The sequence below is a fragment of the Streptomyces sp. NPDC014623 genome, from assembly GCF_043088245.1.
Lineage (GTDB): Bacteria > Actinomycetota > Actinomycetes > Streptomycetales > Streptomycetaceae > Streptomyces.
Map to the genome: position 1 here is coordinate 506,368 of NZ_JBIBZU010000002.1, position 20,409 is coordinate 526,776.

16 protein-coding genes and 2 rRNA genes are annotated in these 20,409 nt (G+C 69.5%); 8 read left to right on the top strand and 10 right to left on the bottom strand.

Annotated elements, in window-relative coordinates; translation table 11 throughout:
* The first annotated feature begins 175 nt into the window (after positions 1 to 175).
* On the top strand, positions 176 to 592 hold the full coding sequence (locus ACF1FZ_RS06280) for an Rv3235 family protein (protein ID WP_391772192.1): 417 nt from the start codon (positions 176 to 178) through the stop codon (positions 590 to 592).
* A gap of 200 nt (positions 593 to 792) precedes the next feature.
* Here the strand turns inward: ACF1FZ_RS06280 and secA are convergent, their stop codons facing one another.
* Complete coding sequence (gene secA, locus ACF1FZ_RS06285; RefSeq protein WP_391772193.1) at positions 793 to 3,615, bottom strand: preprotein translocase subunit SecA; 2,823 nt, start codon at positions 3,613 to 3,615, stop codon at positions 793 to 795.
* A gap of 241 nt (positions 3,616 to 3,856) precedes the next feature.
* Between secA and ACF1FZ_RS06290 the strand changes: the two genes are divergently transcribed.
* The gene (locus tag ACF1FZ_RS06290; RefSeq protein ID WP_391772194.1) at positions 3,857 to 4,447 is read left to right on the top strand and encodes a GNAT family N-acetyltransferase; all 591 of its coding nucleotides are present in this window, start codon (positions 3,857 to 3,859) and stop codon (positions 4,445 to 4,447) included.
* Between the two features lie 10 nt (positions 4,448 to 4,457).
* The gene (locus ACF1FZ_RS06295; RefSeq protein ID WP_391772195.1) at positions 4,458 to 5,633 is read left to right on the top strand and encodes a winged helix-turn-helix domain-containing protein; all 1,176 of its coding nucleotides are present in this window, start codon (positions 4,458 to 4,460) and stop codon (positions 5,631 to 5,633) included.
* A gap of 38 nt (positions 5,634 to 5,671) precedes the next feature.
* On the opposite strand, the gene ACF1FZ_RS06300 is transcribed toward ACF1FZ_RS06295, so the two are convergent.
* From ACF1FZ_RS06300 to mtnA, 7 genes are all read right to left on the bottom strand, one after another.
* Entirely contained in the window at positions 5,672 to 6,424 is a 753-nt protein-coding gene (locus ACF1FZ_RS06300) for a response regulator (RefSeq protein ID WP_391772196.1), read from the bottom strand.
* Positions 6,425 to 6,616: 192 nt separating this feature from the next.
* Positions 6,617 to 7,306, bottom strand: a complete 690-nt coding sequence (gene hpf, locus ACF1FZ_RS06305; protein ID WP_391772197.1) for a ribosome hibernation-promoting factor, HPF/YfiA family — start codon at positions 7,304 to 7,306, stop codon at positions 6,617 to 6,619.
* Between the two features lie 331 nt (positions 7,307 to 7,637).
* Positions 7,638 to 8,357, bottom strand: a complete 720-nt coding sequence (locus tag ACF1FZ_RS06310) for a ComF family protein (protein ID WP_391772198.1) — start codon at positions 8,355 to 8,357, stop codon at positions 7,638 to 7,640.
* 112 nt (positions 8,358 to 8,469) lie between these two features.
* The gene (locus ACF1FZ_RS06315; RefSeq protein WP_391772199.1) at positions 8,470 to 10,332 is read right to left on the bottom strand and encodes an LpqB family beta-propeller domain-containing protein; all 1,863 of its coding nucleotides are present in this window, start codon (positions 10,330 to 10,332) and stop codon (positions 8,470 to 8,472) included.
* Complete coding sequence (mtrB, locus tag ACF1FZ_RS06320) at positions 10,322 to 12,352, bottom strand: MtrAB system histidine kinase MtrB (protein WP_391772200.1); 2,031 nt, start codon at positions 12,350 to 12,352, stop codon at positions 10,322 to 10,324. The genes ACF1FZ_RS06315 and mtrB overlap by 11 nt, the downstream gene beginning before the upstream one ends.
* A 1-nt stretch (position 12,353) precedes the next feature.
* A complete protein-coding gene (mtrA, locus tag ACF1FZ_RS06325; RefSeq protein ID WP_187281934.1) occupies positions 12,354 to 13,043 on the bottom strand; it encodes a two-component system response regulator MtrA in 690 nt (229 codons plus the stop codon).
* 4 nt (positions 13,044 to 13,047) lie between these two features.
* The gene (gene mtnA, locus ACF1FZ_RS06330; protein ID WP_391772201.1) at positions 13,048 to 14,196 is read right to left on the bottom strand and encodes an S-methyl-5-thioribose-1-phosphate isomerase; all 1,149 of its coding nucleotides are present in this window, start codon (positions 14,194 to 14,196) and stop codon (positions 13,048 to 13,050) included.
* Between the two features lie 140 nt (positions 14,197 to 14,336).
* Between mtnA and ACF1FZ_RS06335 the strand changes: the two genes are divergently transcribed.
* Genes ACF1FZ_RS06335 through ACF1FZ_RS06355 form a run of 5 tightly spaced genes read left to right on the top strand, consistent with a single transcriptional unit; the run spans position 14,337 to position 19,826 of the window.
* Complete coding sequence (locus tag ACF1FZ_RS06335) at positions 14,337 to 15,545, top strand: glycerophosphoryl diester phosphodiesterase membrane domain-containing protein (RefSeq protein ID WP_391772202.1); 1,209 nt, start codon at positions 14,337 to 14,339, stop codon at positions 15,543 to 15,545.
* 4 nt (positions 15,546 to 15,549) lie between these two features.
* Positions 15,550 to 16,242 (top strand): DUF4129 domain-containing protein, encoded by a 693-nt coding sequence (locus ACF1FZ_RS06340; RefSeq protein ID WP_391772203.1) that lies wholly within the window; start codon positions 15,550 to 15,552, stop codon positions 16,240 to 16,242.
* On the top strand, positions 16,239 to 17,471 hold the full coding sequence (locus tag ACF1FZ_RS06345; protein WP_391772204.1) for a DUF4350 domain-containing protein: 1,233 nt from the start codon (positions 16,239 to 16,241) through the stop codon (positions 17,469 to 17,471). The genes ACF1FZ_RS06340 and ACF1FZ_RS06345 overlap by 4 nt, the downstream gene beginning before the upstream one ends.
* A complete protein-coding gene (locus tag ACF1FZ_RS06350) occupies positions 17,468 to 18,502 on the top strand; it encodes an AAA family ATPase (RefSeq protein WP_391772205.1) in 1,035 nt (344 codons plus the stop codon). Before ACF1FZ_RS06345 ends, ACF1FZ_RS06350 begins: the two co-directional genes overlap by 4 nt.
* Positions 18,503 to 18,512: 10 nt before the next feature.
* Positions 18,513 to 19,826, top strand: coding sequence for a DUF58 domain-containing protein (locus ACF1FZ_RS06355; protein WP_391772206.1), 1,314 nt, complete (start codon positions 18,513 to 18,515; stop codon positions 19,824 to 19,826).
* A 314-nt stretch (positions 19,827 to 20,140) separates the two neighbouring features.
* On the opposite strand, the gene rrf is transcribed toward ACF1FZ_RS06355, so the two are convergent.
* Both rrf and ACF1FZ_RS06365 read right to left on the bottom strand, forming a co-directional pair.
* Positions 20,141 to 20,257, bottom strand: a 5S ribosomal RNA gene (rrf, locus tag ACF1FZ_RS06360).
* A gap of 79 nt (positions 20,258 to 20,336) precedes the next feature.
* Positions 20,337 to 20,409: ribosomal RNA gene (locus tag ACF1FZ_RS06365) — 23S ribosomal RNA — on the bottom strand; the annotation flags it as partial.

The following is a 20,409-nucleotide window of genomic DNA, read 5'->3' on the forward strand; positions in this document are numbered from 1 at the left end:
CCCGCCATTCCCTTGCGGCACGGGGCCCGTCACCCGGATAGGTGGTCCCGTCCCGGAGCGGACCGGCCCCTTCCGCCGGTTGCGGAGCCGCCGACCGGCCCCGTAGAAGAGCCCCAGCAGAAGTTACCGCCCGGTACTGCCCGGGCACCGGACATCAGCCACGGGGGCTATGAACATGAGCACGGACAGGACGAGGCCGGCCGGACGACGCGACCGCAGCAGGCCGGGTACCGTACCTCCGCAACGGCCCCGGCGGCCGCTGCGCCCGCACCAGTGGTTCGCCGAACGCCTGCTCGCCGTCCTCAGCGGACAGCGCCCGGTGCACTGGATGCTCGGCCACACGATCGGCGAGGCCTACGACCAGCTCGCCGAGCTCGCCCCTGACGCACCGCTCGGCGCAGGCTGCAGGCGTCCGGTCGTACGCGCCTGCCACGGCGCCCAGCCGGCCACCGGCGTGGTCGAGGCATTCGCCAGCATCGCGACGGGCGACCAGGTCCGCGCCATGGCCTTCCGCCTGGAACAGGGCCCCGATCTTCGATGGCGCTGCGCCGCGATCGACCTGGGCGGCGAACGCCTCCCGGCGGTCAGATGACCCGGAGACCGGCACGGGCCCGTCCGGCGCCCGAGCACATACCCCGCCACGACCGCAACAACGGCCTCGGCCCGCCGCACACCTCGGCGGGCCCCACAGGGTGGCCCACCGCCCCGCCCGGGCCGGAGAGCCCAGGGAGAACGGCCTGGCCCGGACACCGCTCGGTGTCCGGGCCAGGCCGTTCTCAGACGTGCCGCGCGCTACTTCTTGCGGCGCCGCCCGCCGCCGTTCTTCTGCGCCTTGCGGCGCTCCGCACGCGTCATGCCGTCGCCCTCGGAGCGCGCACTGTCACCGTTGGAGAAGTCACCCTCGACGACTCCTCCCTCTCCGTCCACCGTGGGGGCGGAGAAGTGCAGCCGGTCCGGACGCTGCGGCGCGTCCAGGCCCTTGGCCCGGATCTCCGGACGCCCGGACCCGGCAGCCACCGGCGCGTCCTGCTTCTCGAGCGAGGTCCGCTCCGCGCCGTCCTGTACCGGCACCTCCTCGACCTGCTGCTCGACCTGGACCTCCAGGTTGAACAGGTAGCCGACGGATTCCTCCTTGATGCCCTCCATCATGGCGTTGAACATGTCGAAGCCCTCGCGCTGGTACTCGACCAGCGGGTCCTTCTGCGCCATGGCCCGCAGGCCGATGCCCTCCTGGAGGTAGTCCATCTCGTAGAGGTGCTCACGCCACTTGCGGTCCAGGACGGACAGGACCACGCGCCGCTCCAGCTCACGCATGATGTCCGAGCCGAGCGTCTTCTCACGCTCCGCGTACTGCTCGTGGATGTCGTCCTTGACCGATTCGGCGATGAAGTCGGCGGTCACCCCGGCCAGGTCGCCCGCGGCCTCCTCGAGCTCCTCGACCGTGACCTTCACCGGGTACAGCTGCTTGAAGGCGCTCCACAGCCGGTCGAGGTCCCACTCCTCGGCGAAGCCCTCAGCCGTCTCCTGCCGGATGTAGTCGTCGATCGTGTCATCCATGAAGTGACGGATCTGGTCCTGCAGATCCTCACCCTCCAGGACGCGGCGTCGCTCGCCGTAGATGACCTCACGCTGCCGGTTGAGCACCTCGTCGTACTTCAGGACGTTCTTACGCGTCTCGAAGTTCTGCTGCTCGACCTGCGACTGCGCGGAGGCGATCGCCCGGGTCACCATCTTGTTCTCGATGGGGACGTCGTCGGGGACGTTGGCCATCGACATGACGCGCTCGACCATCTGGGCCTTGAACAGCCGCATCAGGTCGTCACCCAGCGACAGGTAGAACCGGGACTCGCCCGGGTCGCCCTGACGGCCGGAACGACCGCGCAGCTGGTTGTCGATGCGTCGCGACTCGTGCCGCTCCGTGCCCAGCACGTAGAGCCCGCCGAGCTCCTTGACCTCTTCGAACTCCGCCTTGACGGCCTGCTCGGCCTTCTCCAGTGCGGCGGGGAGGGCGGCAGCCCACTGCTCGACGTGCTCCACCGGGTCGAGACCGCGCTGGCGCAGCTCCGCCTCGGCGAGATCGTCCGGGTTGCCTCCGAGCTTGATGTCGGTGCCTCGGCCGGCCATGTTCGTGGCGACCGTGACGGCTCCCTTGCGGCCGGCCTGGGCGACGATCGTCGCCTCACGGTCGTGCTGCTTGGCGTTGAGGACCTCGTGCTGGACACCGCGCTTGGAGAGCTGCTGCGAGAGGTACTCGGACTTCTCGACGGAGGTCGTGCCGACCAGGATCGGCTGCCCCCTCTCGTGCTTCTCGGCGATGTCGTCGACGACCGCGGCGAACTTCGCGACCTCGGTGCGGTAGATCAGGTCCGACTGGTCGGCCCGGACCATGGGCCGGTTCGTCGGGATCGGCACGACGCCGAGCTTGTAGATCTGCTGGAACTCGGCCGCCTCGGTCATCGCCGTACCGGTCATGCCGGAGAGCTTGTCGTACAGGCGGAAGAAGTTCTGCAGGGTGATCGTGGCGAGGGTCTGGTTCTCGTCCTTGATGTCCACCCCTTCCTTCGCCTCGATGGCCTGGTGCATGCCCTCGTTGTAACGGCGGCCCGCGAGGATACGGCCGGTGTGCTCGTCGACGATCATGACTTCGCCGTCGATGACGACGTAGTCCTTGTCCTTCTTGAAGAGTTCCTTGGCCTTGATCGCGTTGTTCAGGTAACCGACGAGCGGGGTGTTCACCGACTCGTAGAGGTTGTCGATCCCGAGCCAGTCCTCGACCTTGGAGACACCCGGCTCGTGGATGGCCACGGTCCGCTTCTTCTCGTCGACCTCGTAGTCGCCGGTCTCCTCGATGCCCTTCAGCGGGTTGCCCGCCTCACCCCTGGTCAGACGCGTGACCAGCTTGGCGAAGTCGCCGTACCACTTGGTGGCCTGGTCGGCGGGGCCGGAGATGATCAGCGGGGTACGGGCCTCGTCGACGAGGATCGAGTCGACCTCGTCGACGATGGCGAAATTGTGGCCCCGCTGGACGAGCTCGTCCCTGGACCACGCCATGTTGTCGCGGAGGTAGTCGAACCCGAACTCGTTGTTCGTGCCGTACGTGATGTCGCAGGCGTACTGCTCGCGGCGCTGGGCCGGAGTCATGTTGGCGATGATGCAGCCGACCTCGAGACCGAGGAACTTGTGCACCCGGCCCATCATCTCGGAGTCGCGCTCGGCCAGGTAGTCGTTGACCGTGATCAGGTGCACGCCCTTGCCGGAGAGCGCGTTGAGATAGGCGGGCAGTGTGCCGACGAGGGTCTTGCCCTCACCGGTCTTCATCTCGGCCACATAACCGAGGTGCAGGGCGGCACCGCCCATCATCTGGACGTCGTAGTGGCGCTGTCCGAGGACACGCTTGGCGGCCTCACGGACGGTCGCGAATGCTTCGGGAAGCAGGTCGTCCAGGCTCTCGCCGTCCGCGTACCGTTCCTTGTACTCGTCGGTGAGCGCCCGCAGCTCGGCGTCGGAGAGGTTGACGAAGTCCTCTTCGATGGAGCTGACCTGGTCCGCGATGCGGTGCAGTTTGCGCAGGATCTTGCCTTCGCCTGCACGCATGAGCTTGTTGAAGACGGACACTGAGGCTGGTCTCCTTGCCGGTCGGGCCTGGCACTGGGTCGTGTGATGGACTCTGGCGCGGGCACGGCAGGTGGGCCCCACCGCAACGGCCATCGTAAGCGAGGACCCCGCCACGCCGGGAGGGCTGCCGCCGCGTTCTCCCGCCGCGCCCTTCCGGGACAACGGCCGGAGAGGACGGAAGGTGCCGGGAAGCACCGAAAAGTACTCGCTTCCCGTGCTCCCCCTCAACCAGAATCCCTGCATGGAGCCCATCACCCTCACCACTGAACGCCTGCTCATGCGGCCCTTCACACCCGAGGACGCGGACGCGGTGCACGCCGCCTGCCAGGATCCGGAGATCCAGCGCTGGACAGTTGTCCCTTCGCCGTACACGCGTGCCGACGCGGAGCTCTTCACCCGGAAGCTCTCACCGGCGGGCTGGCAGGACGACACGATGTACAACTTCGCGGTGCTGCTGCGGGACGGCGGGGCGCTCGTCGGCGCGCTCGGCGTGAACCGGCGCGGTCTGCCGGGCACCTACGAGGTGGGCTTCTGGACTGCCCGGGAGCACCGCGGCACCGGTCTCACGACGGAAGCGGTGCTCGCGGCAGCCCGTTGGGCGTTCACCACCCTCGCCGCGGACCGCCTCGAGTGGCGGGCGGAGATCGGCAACGCCCCGTCCCGGGCGGTCGCCCTGCGTGCCGGATTCCGCATGGAGGGCGAACAGCGGTCGGCGCTCCTCAACAAGGGCATACGCCATGACACCTGGACCGGCGCCCTGCTCCCGGCCGACCTGGGACTGCCCGGCACCCATCCTCACCGGCCGGCCCTGGGTGTCAGTGGCGCACTCTAGGGTTCGGTCCATGACGTCTGTGCCGCCGCCCGTCCTGGAACTCTCCGCCGACCAGGCACGCCGCATCGCCCTGCGCGCCCAGGGCCTCCTGGGGGCCCCGGACCGCCGGGGCGGGGTCCGGGGGGTGCTGCGCCGTCTCGGGGCGGTCCAGCTCGACACGATCTCCGTCCTGGCCAGGTCGCACGAACTCGTGCCCTACGCACGTCTCGGCGCGCAGGGCCGCCGCACGGTCGAGGAGGCCTACTGGTCGGGTGGCCGCTCGTTCGAGTACTGGTCGCACGCCGCGTGCATCCTGCCGGTCGAGGAGTGGCCGCACTTCGCGTTCCGCCGCCGCGCCTACCGGGCCCGGCCGCAGTGGAACCACGACCTGCCCGACGGGACGTACGGGGCGGTGATCGACCAGCTGCGCGCCGAGGGCCCGCTGACGGCGACGGAGCTCGGCGGCGCGAAGAACGGCGGCGAGTGGTGGGACTGGTCCGCGTCCAAGGTCGCCGTCGAGCGGGCCCTCATGTACGGCGAGGTGGTGTGCACCGAGCGGCGCGGCTGGAAGCGGGTCTACGACCTGGCCGAACGCGCGATCCCGGAAGCCGTGCTCCACGACGGCCTGGACGACACGGAGTGCCTGCGCCGGCTGGTGGCCCTGGCCGGCCAGGCGCTGGGTGTCGGTACCCGGACGGACATCGCCGACTACCACCGGCTCAAGGCCGAACAGTTCGACGCCGTGGTGGCGGACTCCGGGCTGGTTCCGGTGTCCGTGCAGGGCTGGGCGAAGCCCGCCTGGGCGCATCCTGAGTCCCTGGCCTCGGAACCGCGCGGACGGCACCGTACGACGCTGCTGTCACCGTTCGACTCACTGATCTGGGAACGGGCACGCACCGAACGGATCTTCGACTTCACCCATCGTCTCGAGGCGTACGTCCCACGGCCCAAGCGGATCCACGGCTACTTCGCGATGCCGCTGCTGGCGGGCGGCAGGCTGCGGGGCCGGGTCGATCCGGCCAGGGAGGGGACCACTCTGGTCGCCCGCCAGGTGTCCCTGGACGGCCGGAAGTCGGTGGCGCCGATGGCCGAGGCCCTCGTGGAGGCGGCATCGTGGGTGGGCTGCACGGATGTGCGGCTGGAGCGTGTCGACGCCCCGGAGCTGCGCGAGCCGCTCATGACGGAAATCGCCCGCGTCCTCGCGTAGACGACTGGAGGCACGTGGGCGCCGGACGATCCGGCCCGCTATCCGATCTCGAGGATCTTCTCGCGCATGGCATAGACCACGGCTTCCATCCGGGAGTGCAGCTGAAGCTTCTCCAGGATATTGCGGACGTGGTTCTTGACCGTGTTCTCGGAAATGAACAGTTCTTTGGCGATATCACGGTTGTTCATGCCCGTGGCCACGAGTTTGAGCACTTCCAGCTCCCGCTCGGTAAGTCGCGGCGCAGGAACGAGCCGGCGCTCGTCGGTGCGCTGAATCATCGACTTGAACTCGGTGAGCAGCTTGGAGGCCATCGAGGGGCTGATCTGGGACTGGCCGTCCGCCACCGCGCGAATTGCCGTGGCCACTTCGTCCGTGGAGATCTCCTTGAGCAGATAACCGGTGGCCCCCGCCTTGATCGCCTCGTAGAGGTCGGCCTCCTCATCGCTGATCGTCAGCATGATGATCTTCGCACTGGGGGCCACCTCCTTGATGGAGGTGCAGGCTTCGATGCCACCGCGCTTGGGCATCCTCACGTCCATCAGCACGATGTCGGGCAGCAGGTCCGCCGCCTTGTCCACTGCCTCCGCGCCGTCCCCGGCCTCTCCGACGACCTGGATGTCCTCCTCCTGCGCGAGGACGATCTCCAGGCCTCTGCGGAAGAGTGCGTGATCGTCCACCACGAGGACCCTGATGGGCTCCTTGCGGGAACTGCCGCTGTCCGCGGCGGGTTCCGCACCGGCAGCGCTGTCGGCAGCGTTCGTCCCGCGCATGGGCCCGAAGGTGTCCGCCATCGTTCCTCCCCCTGAAGGCCACTGCCCGAGGTCACAAGCTGTACGCCAACGGCAGTGCGCGGAGCACTGATTGGCCTGGGAGGCCATGCTTTCATGTCCGGCCGCCGAAGCGGTGCCCTTACGGTCGCACGCGGTGCCCCCGAGGGCGCAAAACGCTCCAGGGGCACCGCGTGTGAACTGTGAGTGGTGGTGTCAGCCGCCGAGCGCACCGCCCGCGCCGCTCGCCCCGTCGGAGGCCAGCGGGTCGGTCCTCAGGTGAATGACACCGTAGTCGTAGGCGTGCCGCCGGTAGACGACACTGGGCTCCTTGGTCTCGGAGTCGATGAACAGGTAGAAGTCGTGCCCGACCAGCTCCATCTCGTAGAGCGCCTGGTCGAGCGTCATCGGTGCTGCGACGTGCGTCTTCTCGCGCACCACGAGCGGTCCTTCACCCTGCACCTCGAGCGAGCCGATCCTCGTGGTGGGCACGGACGCTTCCGGTTCGGTGGGGATCAGCTCGCCGTCCCCGTTGAACGAGGCGGCGTCCGGCACGACCTCTCCGACCTCGGCTGCGGACAGCCGACCGTTGCCACGCCTGCTGTAACGCTTGTCGTGCTCCTTGCGCAGCTGTGTGTCCAGCTTGTCGGTGGCCAGGTCTAGCGCTGCGTACGGGTCGCCTGCCGCTGCTTCCGCCCGGATGACCGGCCCACGCGAGCGGAGCGTGATCTCCACCCGTGCCGCACGGTCCGCCTGACGGGGATTCGGCTCCTTGGACACCTCGACGTCCAGGCTGATCACCTTGCCGTCGAACTTCTGGATCTTGTCCAGCTTCAGTTTCTCGGCCACGTGCTTGCGGAACCGCTCGGGCACCTCGGTCTTGCGGCCCTTGACGACGATGTCCACGCAGAACTCCGTTCCCGGAACGCTCCGCTTCGGCGGCGGAGCGTCTCCCTTTTTGCACCAGGCCCCGGTGATTGCCGGAGCCGCGGACTCGGTGAACTGTCACCTCCTCCTCCCCCGCCGGCAGGATCTCCACCCCGCCGGTTTCCATGCTTCTGGGGTACTGGTGAGTTACCTGCCCGAAACCTGGTGGTGCATTCGTCGAGATCCAGAATTCACCGTCCCTCACAACCGAACATAGCCTGCTCACCACCGTGTCGGCACCCGCTACTCACGCGTACCTCCGATCGAGGCCCTTCACCCACTCACTACCTGCAACGATGCAAGCCATCTGTCAGTTCCGGTTTACCTCGAAAGCAGACGGAGAAGCGGCGACGACCGCAGCCCGGAGCCCTCCCGGCGAGCCGCTTCCGGCATGGTCTGCGGCACGGACCGCGCGAGCCGCTTCCGCCAGCGACGCCCCCGTCGTCAGCAGGTCGTCCACCAGCACGACCCGGCCCTCTCCGAGCAGCCTCCGGCCGCTGTCCGCGACGACGAGCGCGCCCGCCAGATTCATCTGCCGTTCCCGGGCCCGCAGCCCTGCCTGGTCCGCCACCGCGCGACGCTGCCGCAGCACGGCGAGCACCCGGGCCCGCGTGCCCACGCGCCGTAGCTCGGCCGTGGCCGCGACCGCGATCCTGCGCACCGGATCATGTCCGCGCCGGGACGTGGCCCGCCGCGACGAGGGCACAGGGACCAGCAGTACCGGCCCCGCATCGCCCGGCTCACCCGCCCCGGCCCGCACAGCGGCCGCCAGCGCCCCGCCGAGCACTCCGGCGAGTCCTAGTGCCCCTCGCTCCTTGTGAGCCAGCAGCATCGCGCGTACGGCGTTCTCGTACGGCGCCACCGCGTGGACCACGGGAAGACCCGTGGGCTCGGGCGTCGGCGTCGCGCGGCGTGGCTCCGCCGCCAGCGCGGAGGCGCACTCCTCGCACAGCTCTGTCCGCGGTCTGCCGCAGCCCCTACAGGCCACGGGCAGCACCAGTCCCACGATCTCCTGCCACCAGCCCGGCACGCTCCCACTGTGCCCCGGCGAGGGAAACCCCGCCATGCCTGTGGAAAAACCCTGCGGGCGACTCGGGACGCACACCCGGCGGCGGCTCGGCAGCCCCGGCGGAATCCTCCGCTCAGCCGGGATAGACGAGCGAGGAGCCCTCCTTGAGGACCGTCTGCCAGTTGTCCCCCGGCGACAGCTTGACCACCCCGTCGCTCTCGGTGTCCGCCATCAGCGGCAGCTGCTCGTCGTCGGCAGCCGCGACCGCCGTCACCTGGTTCACGCCCGGCAGGACTCCTGCGGACGGTGTGGACCCGTCGGCCTGCACGTAACGCACCTGCTGCACACTGCCCTCCTCCTTGCCGACCACCACGAGACGGCTGCGGCCCGCCCAGGAAACAGCCGTCACGTCGGCCAGCTGAGGCGCGGCCTGGCGCAGGTCCTGCACCGACACCTGCTCGTCCTCCCCCGAGCCGTGCCTCTCGACCCGGCCGATGTGCAGGGTCGTGTGCCCGTCCTTCGACACCCGCAGAGCGATCCTCACCCCGTCGGACGACAGCCGCAGCGCCTCGATCCGGCCGCCGTCCAGACCGGACACCGTCACCTCCTGCGGTTCTCCGGCACCGTCCACCAGACGCAGCAGCCTGGGGTCCGACGGGTCCCGGTCGGCGACCCACAGATCACCCGTTCCGTCCCAGCTCGGTACCGACAGCCGGTCCGCGGGCCTCTTGGCGCGACTGGTCACCACAGGAGCCGCCGGCTCGCTCTCCTCCACGAGGGAGGACACGTAGAGATGCTGCTGGTTCGCCGAGACCGCGGCAGCCTGCTGTTCGTCCCGTGCCACGCCCACGGCGCTCATCGCCACCGTCCCGCTGCCCAGCGGTCCGGGCACCGGCTCCGGATCACCGCTGCCCTTGGTGCTCCCGGGAATACGCTGCACATGCCCCTCGCCGTCGACGAAGTACTGGCTGTCGGGGCCGTCGGAACCGCGGTCGGCGGCGAACTCCTCCGCCTCATCGGCCCCGAGGGAGCACAACGGGCCCCGCTCCCCCTGCAACTCGACCTGCCCCAACCCGGACGTCAGGTCCCGCAGCGTGAAGAGCACCTGGGCCGCCATCATCCGGCAGGCGCCCGGCGCGGCCCCGCCGGCCTTCTTGTTGAGCGGGACCTTCAGGACGTTCTGGTCGTCCGGCGCCAGGGAGGTGACCCCCCTCTTCAGCGCCGTACCGGCGGGGAAACGCGAATCGACCACCGGTCGCAACCAGTTCGACGGGCCTTCCAGCAGCGTCCGTACCGCCTGGGTGGCCGTGTCCATCCGCGTGACGGGGTCCGTGCGGTTGCGTACGTAGACGGGGTCGGCGACCAGTGCCGACTCCTCGTCCGTCCGCCCGGCGGCGAAGTAGTACTTGTTCACGGACCGGTAGAGGCGCTTGAAGTCGGACTGCCCGAGCACCAGGCCGTCCGGCACGAGATCGATGCGCCATTCCCGCTTGCCGTCCGCGCCCTTCTCCTGGACCAGATGAAGCATCTGGGAGTACTCCGACGGTGCCAGCGGCCGGTAGGAGCTCTGCGCGTCGACCGCCGCCACCTGTTCACCGGTCAACGTGTAGGTCGCCTCGTCGGTCCCGCGTTCCTTGTCACGGACCGTCGGGCCGTTCCGGCTGGGCGCCTTCGCGAGCACGGTGGTGCCCTCGCCCGGCTGCCAGGTGCGAGCGGCTTCCGCGGTCAGATAGGTGCGGGTCGTCCGGAAATCGGGGTCGTCGCTGGTCATCGACTCGAGGAACCCGTCGACGATCTCGAGGGGTGCAGCGTCCTCCCTCGGCGGCACGGCGTACACCTGCACCTGGGAATCGCCCGGCTGCGAGGCGTCGACCGCCTTCACGTCGCCGGTCACGGGCATCGCTCCGCACCCGGCGAGCACCACGACACCGCAGCAGAGCAGCACGGACGACCGCGCCGCCCGGCCGCGGCCGCCCCGACGGCGGTCAGTGTCCACGAGTCGTGTCCTCCTGCTCCAGGTCCTGCGTCTTCGGGCCGGCGCCCTCGCCGGGCCGGTCTCCGGCCGGACGCGACACCACCCGTGCTCCGTTACCCGGCAGGGCCGCCGGATGGACCGACGCCGGAGTGCGCGGCGCCGCCGGCCCGTGCGCCGGCACGGCCACATGCGAACGCACCGCGGAATGTGTCTGGTTCGGTACGGACATCAGCCTGTGGTCACCCGTCGTCGGGGCGGCCTCCGCGCGCTCGCGGTCCTCCCGGTTACGCCGGGAATCCTCCGGCTCCAGCGGTATCGGCGATCCGCGCAACGGCTCGTCCGCCGTACGCGGCAGGGTCAGCCGGAACTGCGAGCCACCACCGGGCTCGCCCCAGGCCTGCAGCCAGCCTCCGTGCAGCCGGGCGTCCTCCACGGCGATCGACAGGCCCAGGCCGGTACCACCGGTGGTGCGGGCACGGGCAGGGTCCGCCCGCCAGAAGCGGTTGAAGACCCGGGTCGCCTCACCCGGCTTGAGTCCCACGCCGTAATCCCTCACGGCCACGGCCACGGCGCCCTGGGCGACACCCATCCGCACGATGACGTCCCGGCCCTCGCCGTGCTCGACGGCGTTGACGACGAGATTGCGCAGGACCCTCTCGACACGGCGGGCGTCGGCCTCCGCGACGACGGGCTGTTCGTCACCCACCACCCGGATCCGGCTGCCCTTGCGCTCCGCGAGCGGTTCGGCACCGCCGATCACCCGACGGACGACCGTGCGCAGATCTATCGGTTCGGCTTCCAGAGCCGCCGCCCCCGCGTCGAACCTGCTGATCTCCAGCAGATCGGACAGGAGCGACTCGAAGCGGTCGAGCTGGTCGCCCAGCAGTTCCGCGGACCGGGCCGTGACCGGGTCGAAGTCGACGCGCGCCTCATGGATGACGTCGGCGGCCATCCGCACGGTCGTCAGGGGGGTGCGCAGCTCATGACTGACGTCCGAGACGAAACGCCGCTGCATGCGGGAGAGCTCCTCCAGCTGCTGGATCTTCAGCTGCAGGTTCTGCGCCATCTTGTTGAAGGCCTCACCGAGGCGGGCGATGTCGTCCTCACCGGTGACCTTCATCCGCTCCTGGAGCCGGCCCGCGGAAAGCCTCTCGGCGATCCCTGCCGCCATGCGTACGGGTGTGACGACCTGGCGCACCACGAACCAGGCGATGGCACCCAGCAGCACGACCACGAACAGCCCGGCCGTGGCCAGTGTCGTCGTGACCAGAGTCAGCGACTTCTCCTCCTGTGTGAGCGGGAAGAGGTAGTACAGCTCGTACGGATTGTGGTCGACGTCGTAGAGCCGCTTGCCCACGACGAGTCCGGGCTCCGGCTCCTTCCCGTAGGAGTACCGGATCAGCGAGTACGTCTGGAAGGCGCCCGCCCCCTCGCCCACGTCGTCCCGCAGCCTCTGCGGAATGCTGGACGCCTCTACGCGGCCCGAGCCGCGCGGGGCACGGCTGGTGCCCTGCCCGACGGAATCGGCGCTGAGCGCCACCACGCTGAAGGCGTTCGCACCGCCGCTGGCGAGCTGGTCGACGAGCTCGGTGCGCCAGGAGGTGCTGGCCGTCACTCCGTCTGCGCCCTCCTCTCCCTGGTCCCCCGGGACGAGAGGCGCGTTCGCGTTCGCCTGGGCGGCCGCGAAGCCGCCTGCCGCCTGGGTCTGCGCGGCCTTGCCCTTCGCCTCGAGGAGGCCGTTGCGGACCTGCCCGATCACGACGAAGCCGAGGAGCAGCACCACCGCTATCGACATCAGCAACGTCCCCGCCACGACGCGCAGCTGCAGATTGCGCCGCCACAACCGGACAGCCGGGAGCAGCGGTCCGCTGATCCAGCGCATCAGCAGCCGCGGCACGGGGCCACCGGGTGCCCGGTTGCGGAACAACCGGCCACCCAGCAGGACCCTGCCGAAACGAGGAGTGCTCCGTGCCGGACCGGCAGCCCGCTCCGTACGGGCCCCGGGCACCCCGGGTGGCGGAGCAGCGCTGCCCAGGGTCATGTCAGCTCGGTCCGGCCTTGTAACCGACACCACGGACGGTCACAACGATCTCCGGCCGCTCCGGATCCTTCTCCACCTTCGAGCGAAGCCGCTGGACATGCACGTTCACCAGGCGCGTGTCGGCGGCGTGGCGGTACCCCCATACCTGCTCGAGCAGCACCTCGCGGGTGAAGACCTGCCACGGCTTACGGGCGAGAGCGACCAGCAGGTCGAACTCCAGCGGGGTGAGAGCGATGGACTGCCCCTCCCGCTTCACCGAGTGACCGGCCACATCGATGACCAGGTCCCCGATCGCCAGCTGCTCCGGCGCGGGCTCTTCGGACCTCCGCAAACGCGCCCTGATCCGGGCGACCAACTCCTTCGGTTTGAACGGCTTGACGATGTAGTCGTCGGCCCCTGACTCCAGGCCCACCACCACATCCACCGTGTCGCTCTTGGCAGTGAGCATGACGATCGGCACACCTGACTCGGCCCTGATCAGCCGGCAGACCTCGATACCGTCCCGTCCGGGCAGCATGAGATCCAGCAGCACCAGATCAGGCTTGGCCTCACGAAATGCGGCCAGTGCCTTGTCGCCGTCCGCTACGAACGACGGCTCGAAACCTTCTCCACGCAGCACGATGCCGAGCATCTCGGCCAGTGCGGTGTCGTCGTCGACGACAAGGACGCGTCCCTTCATAAACGACATCATCCCATTAGCTAATCGTTACCTGCGATGACCTGGCACACAGCTCTGCCAGTCCGACCCCCGTGACCGGGGAAATGACGCCCTCCTCCGTGACGATCGCCGTGACCAGTTCGGGCGGCGTGATGTCGAATGCTGGGTTGTACGCCTGGGTTCCCGGGGGTGCGACTGCCGTCCCACCCCCTCCGCCTCCGACCGGAGCACCCGGCGCCGATGTGAACTCCGTCACTTCGGCCGGGGAACGCTGCTCCACGATGATCGATGTGCCGTCCACCGTTTCCAGATCGACGGTGGTCGTCGGCGCCACGACCACGAACGGCACATGGTGGTATTTCGCCAGTACAGCCAACGGATAGCTCCCCACCTTGTTGGCCACCGAGCCGTCCGCAGCAATACGGTCCGCCCCGATGAGTACGGCATCGACCTGCCCCGCCGCAAACAGCGAGCCCGCCGCGCTGTCCGTCAGCAGGCTGTACGGCATCCCGTTCCGGCTCGCCTCGTACGCCGTCAGCCGGGCCCCCTGGAGGAGCGGCCGGGTCTCGTCCACCCACAGCTGCCGCAGACTGCCCTCCCGGTGTGTTCTCAGCGCCACCGCGAAGGCCGTCCCCGCGCCGCCGGAGACGAGCGCCCCGGTGTTGCAGTGGGTCAGCAGCCGGTGACCGCCTTCTCCCGGCAGGAGTTCCGCGAGCAGTTCCAGACCGTGCTGCGCCATGCGCCCGCTGGCCGCCGCATCCTCCTGATGCAGAGCGCGCGCCTCGGCAAGCGCCGCCACGGCACCCGCCTCCGGGCCCGCCCCGCCCTCGACGGCCGCCTGGTACACCCGCGCCACCCGCCGCGCGCCGTACCCGAGATTCACCGCGGTGGGCCGCGCCTGTTCCAGCCGCTCCGCGGCCTGCGCGACGTCCTCACCACGCGCCGCGGCCAGCGCGACCCCATACCCCCCGGCGATGCCAAGCAGAGGCGCCCCCCGCACCGCCAGCGTCCGGATCGCCCGCACCAGCGCGGGCACATCGGCACACACCAGCTCGGCCTCCTCGGCGGGCAGCCGCGTCTGGTCGAGGAGCACCACCGCAGGGCCTTCCGGAGGCTCGTCCCATCGGAGTACGGAGAGAGCCGGAGGCTCGATACCCACCGGCGATTGCACGTCCTGATCAGCCATCTGCCCAGTCTGCCCGCTGGACCCTCCGCACACGAAGGCAGGAAGCAGAACCAGCGCCATGCCCGCACCGGACCTGCGCGTGGCACGATGGCTGGCAACCTGCCGCCCCGATGAGCGGACAGGACCGTGAAGGAGCGACGATGAACGACTCTCCGGGCTGGGCTTCGCCCGGATCCGCCCCCTCCGACGGCCAGGAGGCAGGCATCCCCAAACCCTCCTCGCCCGTCGACGGAACCGGACCCGGCGGACAGTGGTCGCCCGCACAGCCGCCTCCTGGGCAGTGGTCCCCGCCGGGTGCCCCCGGCAACGGCCCGGGTGCGCCACCGCACGCCCCGGGCTGGGGCGGCACGCCGCAGGGGCCCGGATGGGGCCGCGCCCCCATGGCTGCCAAGCCCGGTGTGATCCCGCTCCGCCCCCTCGGAGTCGGTGAAATCCTCGACGGCGCGGTGTCCACCATGCGCACCCACTGGCGCACGGTGCTCGGCATCAGCCTCACCGTCTCCGTGATCGCCGAGATCGTGATCGTCCTCGTGCAGCGCTACCTCCTTCCGGAGCAGGAGTCGGCCGACCCGAACGCGACCGGCGCGGAGGCCCTCCGCCAGGCCGCCGACTCGGCGCAGTCGCAGCTGATCACCAGCGCCCCGAGCACGCTCATCGCCATGATCGCCACGCTCATCACCACCTCGGTCCTCACCGTGGTGATCAGCCGCTCCGTGCTGGGCCGCGGCGTCACGCTCCGGGAAGCCTGGTCCGAGGCCCGTCCCAGGCTCCTCCCGCTCCTCGGGCTGACCCTTCTGCTCAGCCTGATGAGCGCCGCGATCATGGCAGCGGGCCTTCTCCCGGGTCTGGTCCTCGGCAGCGGGGCAGGTGGGCTCGTCCTGACCTTCCTCAGCTTCCTCGCCTCGTGTGCCGTCGTCCTCTGGCTGATGATCCGGTTCACGCTCGCAGCACCGGCGCTGATGCTGGAACGACAGTCCGTACCGACCTCGCTGCGCCGGTCGGCCAAGCTGGTCAGGGGCAGCTGGTGGCGGACATTCGGCATTCTGGCGCTCACCTACCTGCTGGTCATCGTCCTGACCCTGATCATCACGATCCCGTTCGGCATCATCGCCGTGACCGTGGACAGCAACGGCCTGAGCGAATTCCTCAGCAGCGGCTCGGCAGACTTCGGCTGGCCCTTCCTCATCGTCACGGGCATCGGCGAAGTGATCATCTCGACGCTCGCCTACCCCTTCACCGCGGGAGTGATGGCCCTGCTCTACATCGACCAGCGCATCCGCCGCGAGGCCCTCGACCTGGATCTCGCCCGGGCTGCCGGTGTGCCTGGCTACGACACCCCCAGGAACTGATGCGGTGACGGGGGCGGGGGCCGGCATCGCAGCAGCACGACTCGTCCCGGCGGACGGGGACGTACCCGTGGACACCCCACGCGTCCCCGCCCGTGAAGCGGCGCAGGACGAACTGTCCGACCCGGTGTACCACGAGCACGATCCGAATCTCCTCGAACGCGGCCTCGACCGCTTCTGGGAGTGGATCGGCGACCTCTTCGCAGGTGCCACCGGGGCAGTCCCCGGCGGCCCGCTCGGGCTCGTGGTGCTCGCCCTGGCCGTCGTCGGCCTGGGCACCGCCCTCTGGTGGAGGCTCGGTACACCACCGCGCCCCGTCCGCTCGCCGGAGGCTCTCTTCGACAGCACCCTGTGCAGCGCGGCCGACCACCGCGCCGCGGCGGCCGCACACGCCGGAGCCCGGCGTTGGGCCGAAGCCGTCCAGGAACGGATGCGTGCCCTCGTGCGCTCCCTGGAGGACCGGGCCGTACTCGACCCACACCCCGGCCGCACCGCGGACGAGGCGGCCACCGAGGCAGGCCGGCTGTTGCCCGCGCACGCCGACCGCCTCCGCGCCGCCGCCCGGGTCTTCGACGACGTCACATACGGAGGCCGCACCGCCGACGAGGCCGCGTACCGGACCATGTGCACGCTCGACGCGGACATCGAGGGCGCCAAGCCCTTGCTGACCACCGGCACAGTCCCGGGAGCCTCCGGATGACCGTTACCGCGGCCGCTCCCACCACCTCCGAATCCCGCACTCCCCGACAGATCTGGCACCGCCTCCGGGGGTTGCTGCCGGCCCTCCTCGCCCTCGTCGTCGCAGGGGTCGCTCTGGCCGCCGTCCGCTCCGGCGACCAGCACGGCCGGCTCGACCCCCGCTCCGCGGACCCGTACGGCAGCCGGGCCGTCGCCGAACTCCTCAAGGACCGAGGCGTATCCGTCGAAGTCGCCACCACCCTTGACGAGGCCGCAGGCGCGGCGGGTCCCGAGACCACTCTGCTCGTCGCAGCCCCCAACATGCTGACCGCGCGCCAACAGCACCGTCTTCACACGGCGACCGCCGACTCCGCCGGCCGTACCGTCCTCGTCGCCCCTGGCGATCCCTCCGTGACCAGGCTCGCCCCAGGTGTCCGCCCGACATCGCACGGGCCGGTGACCGCGCGTCCACCGCGCTGCGACCTCCCCGCAGCACGTGCCGCGGGGCCCAGCGACATCGGCGGTATCCACTACGCCGCGGCCGCACACGACGCCATCACCTGCTATCCGGACGACGGCGGGTTCGCATCCCTCCTCGTCCTGCCGGGACACCGTGCCGGCGACACCGTACTGCTCGGCTCCCCCGACATGCTCCACAACAACCGTCTCGACCAGCAGGGAAACGCTTCGCTCAGCCTGCAACTCCTCGGTTCCCGACCCCATCTCGTCTGGTACCTCCCCTCGCTCGACGATCCCTCCGCAGCCGAAGGCCTCAACGGAAGCCCGGACGAGAGCGGCGGTGACGGAGCTCGGGGAGAGAACGGCTTCATCGGCCTCATCCCGCCGGGCTGGCTCTGGGGCACTCTCCAACTGGCCCTTGCCGCCGGCCTCGCCGCGATCTGGCGCGCCCGCCGCTTCGGCCCCCTGGTCACCGAACGGCTGCCGGTCGCCATCCGGGCCTCCGAATCCACCGAAGGACGGGCCCGCCTCTACCGCAAGGCCGATGCCCGTGACCGCGTCGCAGCCGCTCTGCGCTCCGCCATGCGAACCCGCATCTCCCCCCTCCTCGGGGTGTCCCCCCGCGACTCCGATTCCCCCGCCGTACTCCTGCCCGCCGTCGCCGCACGGCTCGTCACCCCCGTTGTCGAACTCCGCGCCCTCCTCTTCGGCCCGGCTCCGGCCGATGACGCCGCACTCGTCCTTCTGACCGATCAACTCGACGCCCTCGAAAGAGAGGTACGCACTTCATGAGCGCACCGCCCCCGGAGACCGCGACCCCGGAGAACGCTGAGTTCGCGGCAACTGCAGCGGCACCTGCAGTCCTCGTGAACTCCGCCAGCGCCCGCGCATCCCTGGAAGCTCTGCGCTCCGAGATCGCCAAGGCCGTGGTCGGCCAGGATCCGGCCGTCACCGGACTGGTCGTCGCTCTCCTCTGCCGGGGCCATGTACTTCTGGAAGGGGTCCCCGGAGTCGCGAAGACCCTTCTGGTCCGCGCACTCGCTGCTTCCCTCGAACTGGACACCAAACGCGTCCAGTTCACTCCCGACCTGATGCCGAGCGACGTCACGGGCTCACTCGTCTACGACGCCCGCACCGCAGAGTTCTCCTTCCAGCCCGGACCTGTGTTCACCAACCTTCTGCTCGCCGACGAGATCAACCGCACCCCGCCCAAGACGCAGTCCTCCCTGTTGGAGGCCATGGAGGAACGGCAGGTCACCATCGACGGGTCCCCTCGGCCTCTGCCCGACCCCTTCCTGGTCGCGGCCACCCAGAACCCTATGGAATACGAAGGCACCTACCCGCTGCCCGAGGCCCAGCTGGACCGCTTCCTCCTCAAATTGACAGTCCCCCTTCCTTCACGCGACGACGAGATCAACGTGCTCACCCGCCACGCGGACGGGTTCAACCCTCGCGATCTCGAGGCAGCGGGCATACGGCCCGTGGCCGGGCCTGCCGACCTCGAAGCGGCGCGTGCTGCCGTAGCCAGGACCTCGGTTTCCCCTGAGATCGCCGCCTATGTCGTCGATATCTGCCGTGCCACGCGTGAATCCCCCTCGCTCGCCCTCGGTGCCTCCCCCCGCGGAGCCACCGCTCTGCTCTCCACCGCACGGGCATGGGCCTGGCTCACCGGCCGGGACTACGTCATCCCGGACGATGTGAAAGCCCTCGCTCTGCCCACACTTCGTCATCGCATACAACTGCGGCCGGAAGCGGAGATGGAAGGAGTCACCACTGACTCCGTCATCACCACTGTCCTCGCCCACGTCCCCGTCCCCCGGTGAGGCGGTGACCATGGCCCTCACCGGACGGGCCGCCCTGGTAGCGGCTTTGGGGTCACTCCCCGTAGGCATCCTCGCCCCGAGCTGGACGGGCATACTTGCGGTCAATGTCCCGCTCGCACTGGCAATTCTGTGCGACTATGCCCTGGCCGCGCCAGTACGCACACTGGAGTTCACCCGATCCGGTGATACATCCGTTCGACTCGGCGACAGTGCGACTGTGCGACTTACAGTAACCAATCCATCCCGGCGCCGACTCCGCGCCCAGCTCCGGGACGCCTGGCCTCCCAGCAGCTGGACCTCGGAGTCCGAACAGGCTTCGTCCCGACAGCAGTTCTCCGTACACGGCGGAGAGCGCCGCCGTGTCACCACATCTCTGCGTCCGTCGCGGCGTGGTGACCGCCGGCCCGACCGCATCACCGTCAGGTCGTTCGGCCCCCTCGGTCTCGTGGCCCGTCAGGGATACCACCGCGTGCCCTGGACGGTCCGGGTGCTGCCCCCCTTCACGAGCCGGAAGCATCTGCCCTCGCGACTCGCCCGACTGCGGGAACTCGACGGCCGGACCAGTGTCCTCATGCGCGGCGCGGGCACGGAGTTCGACAGCATGCGCGTCTACGTTCCTGGAGACGACACCCGTTCCATCGACTGGCGGGCCACCGCGCGTCAGTCCGCGGTCGCCGTCCGTACCTGGCGCCCTGAGCGCGACCGCCACATTCTCGTAGTCCTCGATACCGGCCGAACATCTGCGGGCCGGGTGGGCGATGTGCCGCGGCTCGACGCCGCCATGGACGCGGCTTTGCTCCTCACCGCCCTCGCCGTCCGTGCGGGGGACAGAGTGAACCTGATTGCTTACGACAGACGCGTCCGAGCGCAGGTGCAGGGCAGGACGGCGGGAGGGGACGTGTTGCGGACGCTTGCCGACGCTCTGGCCACTCTGGAGCCTGAACTGGTGGAGACCGACGCGCGTGGTCTCAGCATGACCGCACTGGCGAATGCTCCCCGTCACTCTCTGATCGTCCTGCTCACGAGCCTGGACACCGCGCCCGTCGAAGAAGGTCTCCTGCCGGTTCTGCCCCAGCTCACGCAGCGCCACACGGTTCTGGTCGCAGCTGTCTCCGATCCCCATGTCGAGGCGATGGCCGAAGCACGGGGCACAGCCGACGCGGTCTACGAGGCCGCAGCCGGCACGCAGACGCTGGTCCAGCGCCGCAGCACCGCGAATCAGCTTCGGCAGCATGGCGTCACGGTCGTCGATGCCTCGCCCGCCGGCCTCCCGCCCGCACTGGCTGATGCATACCTCGCGCTGAAGGCCACCGGGCGGCTGTAGGGGGCCGGCGGCGGAGCCGGGGGCCGAGGGAACGGTATGCGTTCCTCGGAGGGAAGCACCGCCGAACCCGATCCGGTTCCATCCGGACCCTGGTAGTTTGCCTCGCGCACTCCGTTCTCATAGGTCTCGCGCTTCGTATGCTGGCACCGGGTCACTGCTGTCGCGCAGTTCCTCACCGGAATGCCCGCATACAAATCGATCGTCATGGCTGTCATGGTGAGTCCCCGGCCGTCCCGCTTCAGGGCTCCGACAAGGGCGCTCAGAACGCAGAAAAGCCCCGTGCCACAAGGGCACGGGGCTTTCCCGGAATAATTGTTCGGCGGCGTCCTACTCTCCCACAGGGTCCCCCCTGCAGTACCATCGGCGCTGAAAGGCTTAGCTTCCGGGTTCGGAATGTAACCGGGCGTTTCCCTAACGCAATGACCACCGAAACACTATGAAATTAACCAACACCGGAGATACACACGGCCGTTCGTTATTTCAGAACTAACACAGTGGACGCGAGCAACTGAGGACAAGCCCTCGGCCTATTAGTACCAGTCAGCTCCACCCGTTACCGGGCTTCCACATCTGGCCTATCAAC

Coding starts and splice junctions, on each gene's coding strand:
- ACF1FZ_RS06345 (WP_391772204.1), top strand. CDS start 16,239: ATGACCGTTACCGCGGCCGCTCCCACCACCTCCGAATCCCGCACTCCC.
- ACF1FZ_RS06295 (WP_391772195.1), top strand. CDS start 4,458: ATGACGTCTGTGCCGCCGCCCGTCCTGGAACTCTCCGCCGACCAGGCA.
- ACF1FZ_RS06355 (WP_391772206.1), top strand. CDS start 18,513: ATGGCCCTCACCGGACGGGCCGCCCTGGTAGCGGCTTTGGGGTCACTC.
- ACF1FZ_RS06335 (WP_391772202.1), top strand. CDS start 14,337: ATGAACGACTCTCCGGGCTGGGCTTCGCCCGGATCCGCCCCCTCCGAC.
- ACF1FZ_RS06290 (WP_391772194.1), top strand. CDS start 3,857: ATGGAGCCCATCACCCTCACCACTGAACGCCTGCTCATGCGGCCCTTC.
- mtrA (WP_187281934.1), bottom strand. CDS start 13,043: ATGATGTCGTTTATGAAGGGACGCGTCCTTGTCGTCGACGACGACACC.
- mtrB (WP_391772200.1), bottom strand. CDS start 12,352: ATGACCCTGGGCAGCGCTGCTCCGCCACCCGGGGTGCCCGGGGCCCGT.
- mtnA (WP_391772201.1), bottom strand. CDS start 14,196: ATGGCTGATCAGGACGTGCAATCGCCGGTGGGTATCGAGCCTCCGGCT.
- ACF1FZ_RS06350 (WP_391772205.1), top strand. CDS start 17,468: ATGAGCGCACCGCCCCCGGAGACCGCGACCCCGGAGAACGCTGAGTTC.
- ACF1FZ_RS06280 (WP_391772192.1), top strand. CDS start 176: ATGAGCACGGACAGGACGAGGCCGGCCGGACGACGCGACCGCAGCAGG.
- ACF1FZ_RS06300 (WP_391772196.1), bottom strand. CDS start 6,424: ATGGCGGACACCTTCGGGCCCATGCGCGGGACGAACGCTGCCGACAGC.